Origin of the sequence: Fibrisoma limi BUZ 3 (genome assembly GCF_000296815.2) — a bacterium.
GTDB classification, from domain to species: Bacteria; Bacteroidota; Bacteroidia; order Cytophagales; family Spirosomataceae; genus Fibrisoma; species Fibrisoma limi.
In genome coordinates this window covers 52,554-67,192 of sequence record NZ_CAIT01000006.1, presented here as the reverse complement: position 1 = coordinate 67,192, position 14,639 = coordinate 52,554, and the positions used below count along the sequence as shown (strand labels likewise).

8 protein-coding genes are annotated in these 14,639 nt (G+C 53.9%); 6 read left to right on the top strand and 2 right to left on the bottom strand.

Features of this window, described 5'->3' with window-relative positions:
• Window positions 1–5 precede the first annotated feature (5 nt).
• From BN8_RS08170 to BN8_RS08160, 3 genes are all read left to right on the top strand, one after another.
• Window positions 6–770: a glycosyltransferase family 2 protein gene (locus BN8_RS08170; protein ID WP_009281361.1), complete on the top strand. Its 765-nt coding sequence runs from the start codon at window positions 6–8 to the stop codon at window positions 768–770.
• 133 nt (window positions 771–903) lie between these two features.
• Window positions 904–2,112 carry a glycosyltransferase family 4 protein gene (locus BN8_RS08165; RefSeq protein ID WP_009281360.1) on the top strand — a complete coding sequence of 403 codons (1,209 nt, stop codon included), beginning with the start codon at window positions 904–906 and terminating at the stop codon, window positions 2,110–2,112.
• Between the two features lie 83 nt (window positions 2,113–2,195).
• Window positions 2,196–2,633: a glycosyl-4,4'-diaponeurosporenoate acyltransferase CrtO family protein gene (locus BN8_RS08160; RefSeq protein WP_040005641.1), complete on the top strand. Its 438-nt coding sequence runs from the start codon at window positions 2,196–2,198 to the stop codon at window positions 2,631–2,633.
• Here the strand turns inward: BN8_RS08160 and BN8_RS08155 are convergent.
• Window positions 2,630–6,733, bottom strand: coding sequence for a hybrid sensor histidine kinase/response regulator transcription factor (locus BN8_RS08155; RefSeq protein WP_009281358.1), 4,104 nt, complete (start codon window positions 6,731–6,733; stop codon window positions 2,630–2,632). The two genes, BN8_RS08160 and BN8_RS08155, sit on opposite strands and share 4 nt — an antisense overlap.
• Before the next feature lie 297 nt (window positions 6,734–7,030).
• On the opposite strand from BN8_RS08155, the gene BN8_RS31590 reads away from it, so the two are divergent.
• On the top strand, window positions 7,031–13,111 hold the full coding sequence (locus tag BN8_RS31590) for a CBM96 family carbohydrate-binding protein (protein WP_009281357.1): 6,081 nt from the start codon (window positions 7,031–7,033) through the stop codon (window positions 13,109–13,111).
• Window positions 13,112–13,309: 198 nt separating this feature from the next.
• The gene (locus BN8_RS08145; protein ID WP_144051625.1) at window positions 13,310–13,498 is read left to right on the top strand and encodes a hypothetical protein; all 189 of its coding nucleotides are present in this window, start codon (window positions 13,310–13,312) and stop codon (window positions 13,496–13,498) included.
• A 105-nt stretch (window positions 13,499–13,603) separates the two neighbouring features.
• On the opposite strand, the gene BN8_RS08140 is transcribed toward BN8_RS08145, so the two are convergent.
• Window positions 13,604–14,062: an Hsp20/alpha crystallin family protein gene (locus BN8_RS08140; RefSeq protein WP_009281356.1), complete on the bottom strand. Its 459-nt coding sequence runs from the start codon at window positions 14,060–14,062 to the stop codon at window positions 13,604–13,606.
• A gap of 392 nt (window positions 14,063–14,454) precedes the next feature.
• Between BN8_RS08140 and BN8_RS33200 the strand changes: the two genes are divergently transcribed.
• Window positions 14,455–14,610 carry a hypothetical protein gene (locus tag BN8_RS33200; RefSeq protein WP_009281355.1) on the top strand — a complete coding sequence of 52 codons (156 nt, stop codon included), beginning with the start codon at window positions 14,455–14,457 and terminating at the stop codon, window positions 14,608–14,610.
• Window positions 14,611–14,639: the final 29 nt, after the last annotated feature.

The window sequence follows — 14,639 nt, the reverse complement described above, 5'->3', positions numbered from 1 at the left end:
CGTACGTGAAAGTATCCATCATTACGGTCGTCTTCAACGGCGCTGAACACATTCGGGACTGCATCGAATCGGTGCTGGGCCAAACGCATCCCGACATTGAATACATTATCGTTGACGGACAGTCGACGGATGGCACCGTCGACATTGTGCGGTCGTACGGATCGCGGGTTGCCAAATTCGTTTCCGAATCCGACAAAGGGTTGTACGACGCGATGAACAAAGGAATTCGGCTGGCTACCGGCGAGGTGGTGGGTCTGCTGAACGCCGACGATTTTTACCACCATAACCGTGTCATCGAGAACATGGTCGCGACGTTTAAGCGAACCGGAAGCGATGGCGTGTATGGCGACATGCTGTACGTTGACCGCGATGACCCCAGTCAGTTGAAGCGCTACTGGCGGTCGGGCTGGTACCGGGAGGGCGATTTTCTGTGGGGATGGATGCCAGGGCATCTGTCTTTTTTCGCAAAACGCTGGGCGTATGAGCAGTATGGCTTGTTCCGGCTCGACATGAAAAGCGCGGCCGATTATGAACTGATGCTGCGGTTCATTCACAAGCACAAGCTCAAACTGGCGTATATGGACGAAGTGACGATTGTCATGCGTGCTGGAGGTATCAGTAACAGTAGCCTCGGCAACCGGCTCCGGGCTAATCGGGAGGATCGACTAGCCTGGAAATTGAACGGAATACAGCCTTATTTCTTTACACTCTGGTTGAAACCGTTGCGCAAAATTAACCAATACCTGCGTAAGCCACCTATACCTACATAGTCAATCTACTTAAATTCACCAAACCGGTCAATCAGATTTCGCTTGTGTTTCTAGAGAAAGATTGGATTTTTACAAGCTTTTATTCCAACGATAGACCTACCGCAACGTTTAAGTAGCCAAGACAGCAAATTATATGAACTTCAATTTACTGATTGCCTTTTTGCAACATAAACTCGAAGACGACCTCTTTATGCTGGGCTTGTACCAATGCATACTCTCGTTTCTGGTCGCCTGTTTTGTTGCGGTCGTATCCATACCGGTAGTCATCAAGATTTCTGAACTGAAGTCGCTGATGGAAAAGCCGGGCGACCGGCGGGCTCATAAAGTACCCACACCGACCTTCGGCGGTATTGCTATTTTTGCAGCCGTACTGATTGCCTACTTCCTGCGTCCGAGCATTGACCAGACCGACGTATACCGGACGAATCTGTCAATTGTCGGCATGACGATCCTGTTTTTCATTGGTATTAAAGATGATCTTGTTGGCATCGACCCTAATAAAAAGATTCTGTTTCAGGTGCTGCCTGCCCTGATTCTGATCTTTTTCGGTGACCTCAAAGTCGATTACCTGTACGGCATTCTGGGCTTTCACCATGTTGAAGACCTGATCAGCGTACTCCTGACCTGCTTCATTTTCATTGCCGTAACCAATGCCATGAACCTCATTGATGGCATTGATGGGCTGGCCGGGGGCATTGCTACCATTGCCAGCGCTACGTTCGGCGCGTGGTTTTTGCTGACTAATCACTTTGCCATGGCCTGCCTGGCCTTCACGCTGGCGGGTGCCCTGATTGGTTTTCTGCGGTTCAACTTTTCGAAGACGAGCAAGATCTTTATGGGCAATACCGGCTCGCTGATCATCGGCTTCATGCTGTCGTTCTTTGCTGTGCGGTTTGTTGCGTTGAATGCGTCGTATCGCTTCGATCCGACGTCGTTCTTCAATGCGCCCATCATCGCCATTGTGATCCTGATCGTACCGATTTTTGATACGCTTCGGGTCTTCCTTGTCAGGATTCTGGCGGGTCGTTCGCCTTTCTCAGCCGACCGGAACCATATGCACCATATCCTGCTGGACAACGGCCTGTCGCACATTGCGGCTACGGCAGTGCTGTGCGGTACGTCGCTGTTGAATACAATTCTATTCTTTGCGCTGCACCGCAACATTTCCAATACTGAATCACTGATGATCCTGGGTGTCCTTTTCATGCTGTACATGCTGTCGAGCTTCCTGCTGAAAATGCGGGTTATCTACATCAGTACGCACCCCCGCCGTCGCATGGCTGTTATGCGCCGGGAATTCCAGACGGTGATCGGTGGCCGCCGAATCATCGATTACCTGTAGAATTGCTATCGGTTTCCATTACCAAAAGCCCTCTCTGCGAGGGCTTTTTGGTCTTAACCACCCCTGAACCTCACACCCCTTCTATGGCTGCTATTGGTCAATTTTTGGCCTGTCGGTATCTAAAGCCCAGACGGTTTGAGCTAGTTGGGCAGCGGATAATCTATGAGTTTATCGGTATGAGAATCTTTAAGCGATACGTTCCCACCACTGGTGATTTAGTTAGACAATGGCGGGCTAGCAAACAGATCGTTATTGGTGAACAGGGCCGCTTTCAGGTGTTGTATGAGTATGAACGACAGACCCGACGTTACGAGTGGCGGCATGTCGGCGGTGCTATCGGTTTTGTACTTTTGGCTGTTCTTATCAACAAGCCACTGACCCTCGTTGACTGGGTGTTCTTAACGTGGCTTAATCTCACCGTTAATATCTATCCAATATTTTTGCAACGATATAACCGCATTCGCATCCTCGACGTACTCAGGCGTTACAACCAGCCGTCTCCTTATAGTGCCTGCGCTTAAACGGAAGAGGCAGAAGCAGCCGCAAACTGTTTAGGACTACGACCGAACTCTTTGGTAAAACAGCGGGTGAAATACGCCGGATCACGGAAACCAACGCGATAGGCTACTTCCGAAACGGTCAGATCGGCTTCGCTCTGTAACCACTGAGCCGCCCGCTTGAGCCGAATCGACCGGATGAACTCGTTTCCCGACAAGCCGGTCAGGGATTTCAGCTTCCGATACAGCAGCGTTTCGCTCATGTTCATCGCGTCGATCAGTTCGTTAATACCGAAATCAGGGTTGGCCAGTTGCTGTTCGATAACTTGCAAGGCCTTCGTCAGGAACTGATCATCAGCCGACGTAACAGTGAGTTCTGAGGGTTGTACGGTGATCACGCGGCTAAAACGTTCCCGCAATTTCTCGCGGGTACGTAGCAGATTCTGGACGCGACTTTGGAGCAGGTGCGCGTTAAACGGTTTGCTAACGTAGTCATCTGCCCCGGCTCCATAGCCATCGAGCTGACTGTCCGTGTTCTGCCGGGCCGTCAGCAGAATAAAAGGAATGTGGCTGGTCTGGTTATGGCTTTTCACCAAACGACATAACTCGATTCCGTTCAGCCGGGGCATCATCAGATCACTGATAATCAGCGCAGGGTTTGTTGTCTGAGCTTTCTCCCAGCCATCCTGCCCATCAACAGCTTCCAGTACCTCGTATTGAGTGGCAAACAGTTCCGACATGTAGGACCGAAGTTCGTCGTTATCTTCAACAATTAGCAGCAGGTCGCGCCGGATACTGATTGCCGGTGGGGAGCCCGTTCTCGTAATTTCCTGAGTCAGTATAGCGTCCTTTGGCAAACTTAGTTGATTACCAGACGGTACGCGCGTTGCCCCCTGTTTCGGCTCACCGACCGGCAATGTAATGACGAACGTACTACCTCGTCCTGGCTCGCTTTCTACCTCGATCGCCCCTCCTACCAGTTCAATCAGTTCTTTTGTCAACGCCAGGCCAATGCCCGTCCCGACGGTCTTGCTCTGCGACTTATCATCAACCTGATAGAATCGATCGAAAATATGAGTAAGGTGATCAGGACTCATACCTATACCCGAATCCTGCACTGTAATTCGCGCCAGAGTCGGCTCCGGTTCATGCAACGTAACAGAAACCTGTCCCCCATCAGGCGTAAATTTCAGTGCGTTGGAAATCAGGTTCGACAGCGTTTTTTCAAGCAGGTCGGGGTCATACCAGACCGGTACGTTCGGGAAGTCGGCGGTAAACGTCAGATCGATGGCGTGTTGCTGGGCCGTAAAGTCAAACGATGCAACAAGCCGGCTCATAAAATCGGGCAAGGTGTTACGGCTGTAGCCCGGTTGCAGATGGCCAGCTTCAAGCTTGGCCAGATCGAGCAGTTGGTTGATGAGCCGCAGGAGCCGCTGGGCGTTGCGATGCATAAGGCCGTGCTGCTGGCGAAGGGTTCTGGAATCTTCCGGAGCCGGATCGGTGAGCAGTTTCTCCAGCGGACTGATGATCAGCGTTAATGGCGTTCGAAATTCATGCGATATGTTGGTAAAGAAACTGGTTTTTACCCGGTCGACCTCCCGCATGGTTTCAGCTTCCAGGGTTTTTAGCCGCAGATCACTGCGAAACCGCTCCCTGATTTTTATGAGCCGACGCCAGGCCAACAAGGTCGCGAATAGGATCAGCGCATACAGGGTATATGCCCACCAGGTCCGATACCAGGGCGGCAAAATCCGGATTGTCAACGTTGTGGTAGCCTCGGTCCAGGGGCCGGCTCCATTAGCCGCTTTCACCCTGAAAACGTACTCGCCGGGATCCAGATTGGTGTAGGTAGCGGAGCGTTGCGTGCCCACGTAGTTCCAGTCCGGGTCAAACGCATCGATTCGGTAGGCGTATTGCAGGTTGGGCGCATTCTGTAGGTTCAACGCCAGGAAATCGATGGTGAAAACCGACTGGTCATGTCGCAACGTCAGCACATCCGTTTCCACTACGGGTCGTTGAAGTGGCGAATCGGCCACCCCCACCGTAACGGGTCGATTAAACAGCCGCAGGCCCGTCAGGTAAATGGGCAGTGCTTCGCGGCTGGACTCAATACTGTCCGGGTGAAAGTAGGCCAGGCCATCCATCGTTCCAAAATACATATGGCCGTCGGGGCTTTTGTAGCAGGCCCCAACCAGAAATTCACGGCTCGGCAGGCCGTCGTGCACCGTATACGTAGTAAACTGCCGCCGATTGATTTCCAGTTTGGAAAGGCCGTCGTTGGTTGCCATCCACAGGTTACCATGGTCGTCTTCCAGAATACCTTTAACCGTATTGTTAGCCAGACCGTGCTCCGTTGTGTAGACGATAAACCGGCCGGTTTTAGGGTCAAATTGATTCAGCCCTCCCCCATTCGTGCCAATCCAGAGCCGCTTCTTCGAATCTTCGAACAACGTCAGAATGTGGTTTTCAGACAGGCTACCCCGTTGGTTGCTGGCCTGATAGTGTTGCGTTCGGCGAGTACGTAGGTCATAAGCCCAGAGTCCGTTGTTGAACATGCCCATCCAAAGCGTTCCATCGGCGGTTTCGCATACCGTACCCGGCCCCAGTCGGCGAACATCTACCCCATCGACAGCCGGTGGGATCGACTCGCTTTGCAGCGTAGCCGGGTCGAAGCGAACAATGCCTGCATTTTGGCTCACCACCCAGACCCGTCCGTCGCGGGCACGACAGAATGCCTTTACCGAATTTGTAACTGAGGTATCATCAGCTGTCAGCCGGCCAAGCAGATTCTGAAACCGCCCGGATTTTGGGTTCCAGACATCGAACGCTTTGTTCCAGACGCCTACCAGTGCCTGATCGGTTGGGTGGGTATACACCAGGTTGACATCCAGCCCGCTCAGGTTGGGTGGCCGGTAATGCGTAAAACGGTGCCGATTGGGCTGCCAATACGTTAGCCCCATGTTGGTGCCAATCCAGATACCTCCCTGCCGGTCGCCCCCGACAGCAGTCACTTTACGTGCCGGCAGGCCGTTCGGCTCGTTGGGTTTATACGTCAACGACTGGAATCGGTCCGTTAGCCGGTACACTACATTAAGTCCGGCCTCCCAGGTACCGATCCAGATATTCCCGTTTCGATCCTGCCGAATGCTTTTTACCGCGTGGCTGCTCAGTCCAAATTCGGAATCAGGTCCAGCCCGATAATGTCGGGATTGGGTTAGATTACCACCGGGAGCCACCAGTACCCCATCGTCGGTACCCAGCCAGAGGTTATGCCGACGGTCTTCCTCAAAAGCCTGCACCGAGTTAATGCCACCGGGCTGATTGGGTACGTACAGCACTCGTTCAGGCTGTACATGACCCGGGTCAAGCCGATATACACCGTTAGCCTCCGTACTGATCCAGAGTCGACCCCGACTATCTTCAAACAGCCGATTGATGCGATTAGCACCAGCCTTACGCGCCACGACCAACCGACGCAACGGACGATCTATCCTGCTGGACAACTGGTAGATAGTACCGTCGCCCGTACCGGCCCAACAGGTGTTGTTACGCCCCTCGGCGAGCGCCGTAACGTTAGGTTCAAAGACCGGTCCTCCTCGTTTTGACAACCACCGGGTTTTTCGGGTACGGGTATCAATATGAAACAGCCCCGCAGCATCCGACCCGACCCAGACATCCGATCCCTGAGCCACAATGGATGAAACGATGGTGATGGAACGGCGGTCGGCCAGTAGCGGTACCCGTACAAAGTGGCCCGTTGACCGATCGAGGTAACAGGCCCCACCCGTTATGGTACCGACCCACAGTCGCCCGTTGCTGTCTTCATCCAATGCTGAAATATGGCTCGATGGCAGGCTCGTCGAATCGTGCGGTAGGTGTCGATAAACCGTGAAACCGTACCCATCGTACCGGTTCAGGCCATCGGCGGTGCCTAACCATAGAAAGCCTTGCTTATCCTCATGAATAGCGACTACCGAGCTTTGCGAAAGCCCCTGTGCCGTGGAGATTTTATGAAATTTTACCTGTGAAAACCCCGGCCGAACGAGCAAAACAGCCAAGCCAGTCAGGAAAAGCAGTCGGCGAAGCCTGACTCGCCAAAACAGAGGTTGCGTATCCTTCAGCACTGGTAAAGTTCAATTAACTGCTTCTAAGATACAAAAAAGCCGCATGTTCTGTGACCTTGTCTGTTCTGAAAATAGCTTCGCCAGAAATGGATGGTTAACTCATCTTTCCTTTTAGCCATGCAAATGTCAACAACACCCCGCTTAACCAATTGATAATCAAACGCGAAGCATTTATCCAAGGTTTAGCCGGATTCGTCCAACTGCTCCTACAGCTATCTCTCTACTTTTGATTTGCATGAATTCAAGAAAAAATTGATCATTCCTGAAGGCCATGCGATTAGTCAAACCCTCAATTGTATGAAGCTAAAACATCTATTCTCCCTCTGCCTGCTCCTGCTGTTTCATCCGTGGGCGAAGGCACAAGAGATTGTGGACGTCCTTCCATTGACGGACCGGATTCTGGTAGTCCACATTAATGAAGGTTATGCCCAGAAACACCAGCGCGGTCAACGCCGGGGCGATGAGTCGATCGTTTATACGCCCCTGAATCTGGGCGCTGCCACGACGCTGACATCGTATCAGCTAAGCAGTAGTAACGACCCTTCTTATTCGGCCGCCAAAAACCCGACGGATATTGGTCGGAAAAGCAAAGGAACGTCGTGGGTATTTTTGTGTCAGAGCTACAACAACAGCACCGGCTGCGTGAATACCTCACCCGATCACGCCAGCGAGCACTTCCTGTATCTCTACCTACCCTCCCCGCTGCAACGCGACAAGGCTTACACCCTCAATACGGGTTCACTCGGGGTCAACGGCAGTACCTGGACGTTTACGTACAACGAAAAGACAATTCGGTCGGAAGCCGTACACGTCAACCAGATTGGCTACAAACCCAACGCAGCCCTCAAATTTGGATACGTGTACCACTGGATGGGCAGCAAAGGCGGCCTGGATCTGTCGACCTATGCCGGTAAGCCCTTTTGGGTGGTCAATAAGACAACCAACCAGGTGGCTTTCTCGGGAACGCTGCAACTGGCCAAATCAAAAACCAACCCCGAAACCGGTCAGGCCGGCAACACCCCGAATGCCAACTTTGCAGGGGCCGATGTATACGAGTGTAATTTCTCGGCTCTGACCGCACCCGGCGACTACGTACTGGCCGTCGAAGGAATCGGTAGTTCGTTTCCCTTTCGCATCGACCAGAACGTGTACGCGGAGGTGTTCGGCAGCGTGATGAACGGACTGTTTAAAAACCGAAGTGGTATTGCCATTACGCAGGGCGAGCTATCCGATCAGAATCGCCCCGCTCCGCACAACCCTAACCTGACGCCCGGCTTTACCAACCGGTTGTATTACAGTACCGCCCGCGACTACGACTACCCAACCGATGGGGGTGGCGCACCCGAAAAAGCCGCTTACGAAGCGGGTAAAAAAGGACTGATCAACACCTGGGGCTGGTACCAGGACGCCGGTGACTGGGATGGCTACTTCTCGCATACGCGCATTCCGGTTAACCTCATGTTCCTATACGAAACCTTTCCGAACAAGTTTACGGACAATGCGCTGAAACTGCCCGAAAAAAACAACGGCCAACCCGATATTCTGGACGAGGCCCGCTGGCTCTTACGTTACCTGCATCGGACTCGCCACGCGATCAAGGATGCGGGCTACGGTACCGGTGGCGTTGGTGCGCGCGTATCGGGCGACCTCTGGGGTGGCGACGAACGGGCCGACGGTACTACCAAAGCCTCCTGGGACGACACCGACCGCGACTGGTACGTATCGGGCGAGGACGTCTGGACAACCTTCCGGTATGCCGGTATGGCGGCTCAGTACGCTCATTGCCTGAGTGTGGCAAGCGTGTCTGATGCTGAGGGCATCAACTGGCAGCAGGAAGCCATCGACGCGTACGCCTGGGCCATCAGCAAACAAACGGCCGCGGACGAAACGCCCAGACGCGACTACAACCTGAAGTTCGACCGACTGTATGCGGCCGCTATGCTGTACCGGCTGACCGGAACCGCTACGTACCACGACCAGTTCAAAGCCGATTTCAGCTCGCTGAATTTAAACGACGTAACGCTCCAGGACGACGTTCGATTCGGCCTGTGGGCGTACCTGCTGGTGCCGGGTAGCCGTCCGACCGAGAGCGCGATTGTGTCGGCGATTCAGGCTAAAACCGAATCATCCGCCGATTATCTGTTGGTCAGCTCAGCGCAGAAGCGGGCGGCCCGCTGGGGTGGCGATTTCTACTATCCAATGCTCGTTGGTCAGGGTAGTTCGCCGATGACGACCGAAGGAATCATGGCCTATGGCCTGCTGAAGAACATCAAGCCCGACAAATCGAACGAATACCTTCAGTACATCGGCACGACGGCCGACTATTTTCTGGGGAACAACCCGCTGAACCAAACCTGGGTGACTGGCTTAGGCGAACGCTCGCCCCGCGAGATCTTCCATATGGATTCCTGGTATTCGGGCAACACGAACACAACCCGGACGGGTATCGTACCGTACGGGCCGTGGCTGGCCAGCAATCCGCGTCCGGCGCAACAGGGCTGGTGGGATCACCACTGGCCGGAGCGCACGGGCTCGCTGTATCCGGCTAATCTGGACGAATGGCCCGGCCACGAACGCTGGTTTGAGCAACGCACCAGTCCATTGGCGACCGAGTGGACCGTGCACCAATCGCAACTGTGGTCCATCATGACGTACGGTGCCCTGTTCGCGGCTGAAGAACCGCCGTTTCAGAACGTACCCGTCACGGGCCTGACTGTCACTCCGCAATCGCTGACGGTTCTGACGGGGCAGACCGGTACGCTGACGGCTTCAGTACAACCGGGTAATGCGACCAATCCGGCCGTCACGTGGGAAAGCAGCAACACGGCCGTTGTTACGGTGCTGGGCGGAACCGTTACGGGCGTTCAGACGGGCACTGCCACCGTAACGGCCCGGACTGTCGACGGCAATTTTACGGTTCAGATTCCGGTAACCGTGTCGATCAGCAACACGCCACCGACCTGCGAAGGTAACCGCTTCGTCAATCCCGGCTTTGAAGATCCTGACCTGAGTGCCTATGATGTCCGGAACAACGTCACTATCGTCTCCGACGCCAATTCGGGCAGTAAAGCCGCTCAGGTCGGCTCCGGCAACGCCGATGGCTACATGCACCAGCAATTCTACAACGCCCCGCCGGGTGCCTACACCTTCCGTGTCTGGACCAAAAAAGTGGGTACGCCGAGCTACGCGCTGGTATCCATGAAATTCATCGACGCAGCCGGAAACGAGATCACCACGGCTACCGTACAGACCGATATCCCGAATGGGACCGGTTATCAACAAGTGGTGTTAGGCCCCGTTCAGGCACCGGCAAACACTAATAAAGTGCTGGTCGGCTTCCCGGTCGGCTCGGGCGGTACGGTGCTGGTCGATGATGTATGCCTGACCGTCGAAACCACCACGCCGGTTACGCCCTGCGAGGGTAACAAACTCGTAAACGCCAGCTTCGAAGAGACCGACCTGAGCGCTTACGACGTACGGAATAACATCAGCATTGTCTCCGACGCACACTCCGGTAGTAAAGCCGCCCGGATTGGTTCGGACAATGGCGACGGTTACATGCACCAGCAGTTCTACAACCCTCCGCAGGGTGCCTACACGTTCAAAGTCTGGACCAAGAAAACCGGCAACCCCGGTTACGCCCTGGTGCAGGTCAAGTTTATCGACGCAGACGGCAACGAAATTACGGCGTCCACCGTACAGACCGACATTCCGGGCAGCGACACGTATCAGCAATTGGTGATCGGCCCGCTTCAGACACCGGCCAACACTAATAAAATTCTGATTGGTTTCCCAGCCGGACCGGGTGGCACCGTTCTAATCGACGACCTCTGCCTGACCGTCGCTCCAGTCAGTGATGCGCAGGCGCCCACAGCCCCGACCAACCTGACGGCTACGGGTGTGCAGAGTACGGCGCTGCAACTCAACTGGTCGGCTTCGGCGGATAATGTCGGCGTAACGAAATACGAGGTGTATCGAAATGACCAGAAGATTGGCGAAACCACCACACCGTCATTTTCTGTAACAGGCCTGAGCCCGAATACGGCGTATGCGTTCACTGTTAAGGCGTTCGATGCAGCCAATAATGCGTCGGGAGCCAGCAACGTAGTGAACGTAACGACACTTGCCAGCGATGTCCGCTACGTACTGAACCCAACCCACGACAAAGACAGCGACGGTAACGGTAGTTCAGCCAGTCTGCACGCGAGCCTGTACACCAGCAGTTTCTACAAATTCGATCTCTCATCGGTGTCCGGTACCCCGACCCGGGCCATTCTGCGACTGAACAAACTTACGGCTACCGCTTACCTGGCATACTTGGGCGTTCATCCGGATAGTCAGGATAGCTGGACAGAATCAGGGGCAACGAACCCCGAACAGGCAACGGTCATTGCCACTCGCTCGGCTCCCGGCAGCACTGGCCCCGTACTTGAGTTTGACGTAACGGATTACATCAAGGCCGAGTTGGGAGCCGGTCGGAATAAGATCGCGTCGTTTCAACTGAACAACAACGTAGGTAGTTGGACGGACGTCGGCTCGAAAGAAAGCGATGGTCCTAAGCCCGAACTAGTCATTACGATGAACGGCTTCGTGGATACACAGGCTCCAACCGCACCGAGCGCACTTACGGCGACCGAAACGGCGCAGGGCGGCTTACGGCTTTCCTGGGCGCAGGCCACGGACAATGTAGGTGTAACGAACTACGAGGTCTATAATGGAACGACACTTCTGACGACACTCCCCGGCAGCGCCTATTCGCTCCTGGTGAAAGGGCTCAGCCCCGGTACAGCCTACACCTTCAGCGTAAAAGCCAGGGATGAATCGGGTAACGGTACGTCGAGCGCCCCCCTCACCGCCAGCACAGCTTCCGTCACAACCCCGACGGTAACCCTTGGCCCAACCGACGATACCAGCACGGAAGACAACGCCCTGGGAACCGGCGCCTTCGGGACGTTTAGTCTGTATGCCACGGCCTTTACCCGCTTCGATCTGGCTAATGTGCAGGGTAACGTATCGACTGCCAAATTCCGTCTGTTCAGCTCGGGACCACTCTCCCTTACCCTGAAAGCGACGAACACCAAAACCTGGACGGAAGGTAATCGGTCAGCCTTGCCTACTGCCACCGGCGACGTAGTGAAAACCATTACTGTCGGCGGAGAAGGGAAGTACTACGAGATTGACGTAACGGACCTTGTCCGGGCGGCCTTATCTGCCGACAAAGTGCTCTCCTGGGCCATCAACTCGGATCAGGCTCCGTGGAAAGACTTCCGTACCAAAGAAGCCTTCGACAACCAGCCCCAACTCGTATTGGCATTCGAGAATACACCGTCGGCGCCGACATTCAGCGGCCTACCGGCCTCCGGCTCAGCCTGCGCGGGCCAAAGCCTGACCCTGTCAGCCAGTTGTGCCTCAGGCACTCCGCAATGGCAGGGGAATCCGCAAGGTCAGGTCAATGGTGGTTCAATTGTTGTCCCCTCAACGGGCGGTACGTACAGCTACAGCGCGGTCTGCACCAATGGGGCACTATCCAGTGAGGCCACGGCCACCAGCGTGAAGGTAAATGAAGTACCCGCCCCGAACTACGCAACCCAGGCCGGACAGCTCTATCCGGCCGGTAAATCGTCGCTGACGGTGACGCAATACACGGGTAACGTAACACTGGTAGCGACAAACTGCAGTGGTCAACTGAGCTGGACTGGACCAAACAATACATCCGGAACCGGGAATATTGTCGTTGGTACTGATGCCACCGGTACGTTCACGTTCACGGGCGTTTGCAGGCAGGGTGAGTGCACGAGTGCGGGCACTACAGTACGCGTTACGGTGCAGGCCGGAGCCCTGAAGATGGAAACACCGCTGTACAATTGTGCCACCGGTCAGCTCACCATCCGGACATCGGGCGGAAACGGCAACGCGATTGAATACCAGATTCCGAGCATATCCAACGGCTGGCAATCAACACCGACGTTCACGGTTGACGAAAAACGGCGGGACAAGAGTCTGAAGTTGCGGGCCCGGCAACGCCCGGCCAACGGGGGCGGCTGGAACGATGCAGAGCGTGACTTTACGCCAACTTCGGCCTGTTCATCAGCTGGTCGGCTCGCTACGTCAGAAGCTAGTGAGGAGCTACGCGTTACCATCCTTGGCAACCCTGTATCGGGTGATCAGTTCGACGTCGAAGTACGGGGAGCCGGTGGTCAACCGCTCAGGTTACTGCTGACGGACCTGCAAGGTCGACAGATCAACGAGCTGGTCGTTGAGCAGGCTGTTGACGTAGAGCGGCACACGTTGTCGGTTGGCCGTTCGTCAACCGGAATCTTGCTATTGAAAGTGAGTACCCCGCAGCAGAGCCTGTCCGAAAAAGTGCTGAAACAATAGGCGTGTGTATTGTAAGTAGAAAGCCGTCGTCCGGATCTGGGTGACGGCTTTTTTGTATGGCCTCCAATTGTATTTTTCAGAATCCCCACCAACCCTTAACCCTACTGACTTATAAGCCTATAACCCATAAAACTATAGCATCTAATGGTTAGAAATTCATTAAAAATTTGTTACAGGTATATAAATAAGTTACGTATCATGAAGAAGCTAATCGTCCCCATAGAAGCAACCGAGCCGGGCCTTGAAACGATGGCTTTTTTGCTTAAGATGAGCATTGAACAACTCCAGAACAGCCCAGCTTTACGGGACCGGACTAAGATTAGTCTGAAGGATTTGCAAACCGCCGAGCGCGTCCGCCGACAGTTAATGGCTGCCGTTTCTAAATAATTAGTTTATCTTAAGCGCACTACCTTACCTAGCTCTATGAGCCTTATATCAAATCAAAAAGCGAACCTGAACAGGCTCGCTTTTTGATTTAATCTACTTAATCTATCAGGCAATCACTACGTCCTGCGCCGGTTCGTTGGCTTTGGGCGATTTCGGTAGAGTGACCTGCAAAATACCATCATGGTACCCTGCGCTGATGCCGGCCGTTTCTACTTTACCGTTCAACTGAAAGCTCCGGCTGAACTCACCGCGGGCAAACTCCTGATGCCGCCAGTTTGGCGTTTTCACCTCTCCTTCCACCTGAGGTTGCTGGTAGGCGATGGTCAGTACGTCGTCTTTGATCTGCACGGAAAAGTCGTTCTTCGACCGCCCCGGCGCAGCTACGTAGACCTCAAACGTTGTGGCGGTTTCTTCAATGTTGATCGGTACCCGAAATGGGCCCCGTGCTGACCGCTGCCCAAACGGCCCGCCGATCTGGCTATGATGACCGCCGTAGTACCGCCCTTCTCCTCTCCTGTGGCCGACAGTACGCAACTGTCCGTGACCGAATTGTGAATGATACATACACCTGTTTGTTAAACGTGATTAATCCAACCGTTCGGCGCTAATAGCGAATCGTTCTTTTTACATCAGTTGGTAACAGGGTAGTCGGAGAAGCGGGTAAAATATTGTAAGCCGATTTGGGAGGCAAAGGAGTTACATTCACTTTTAACCTGCCGATTGGCCGACCTATGTTTTGGCTGATTCGGCCTCTATACTTTAATGAAGGATTAATTCAGAGTTAATGTGAGCAGTGATGCCTGCGTATACATTTACAATAAGCTCTTGCTTAAAGACAATATAGGATAGTTTCAGCAATGCTCTGATACGCTGTGTTGGAGCATTGTCGTTCAATCCCTTGTCGATTTCCCATTCCGTGCGGTCATTGTTGCGAACTCATTACAAACTAACGTACCATGGAACCAACTGAGCCCCAAAAAACGCAGAAATCGGAAACATCTAACCGCCTGGTTCAAATCGCAGTTCAGCTAATGCTGCTGTTTCCGGATCTACCTTACGACGAAGCATTGGCACAGGCCCAATCCTGGCTCAATTTCTTTGTTTTATTTTAACGTGAGTTACGGTTAACTGGCCCTGCAAA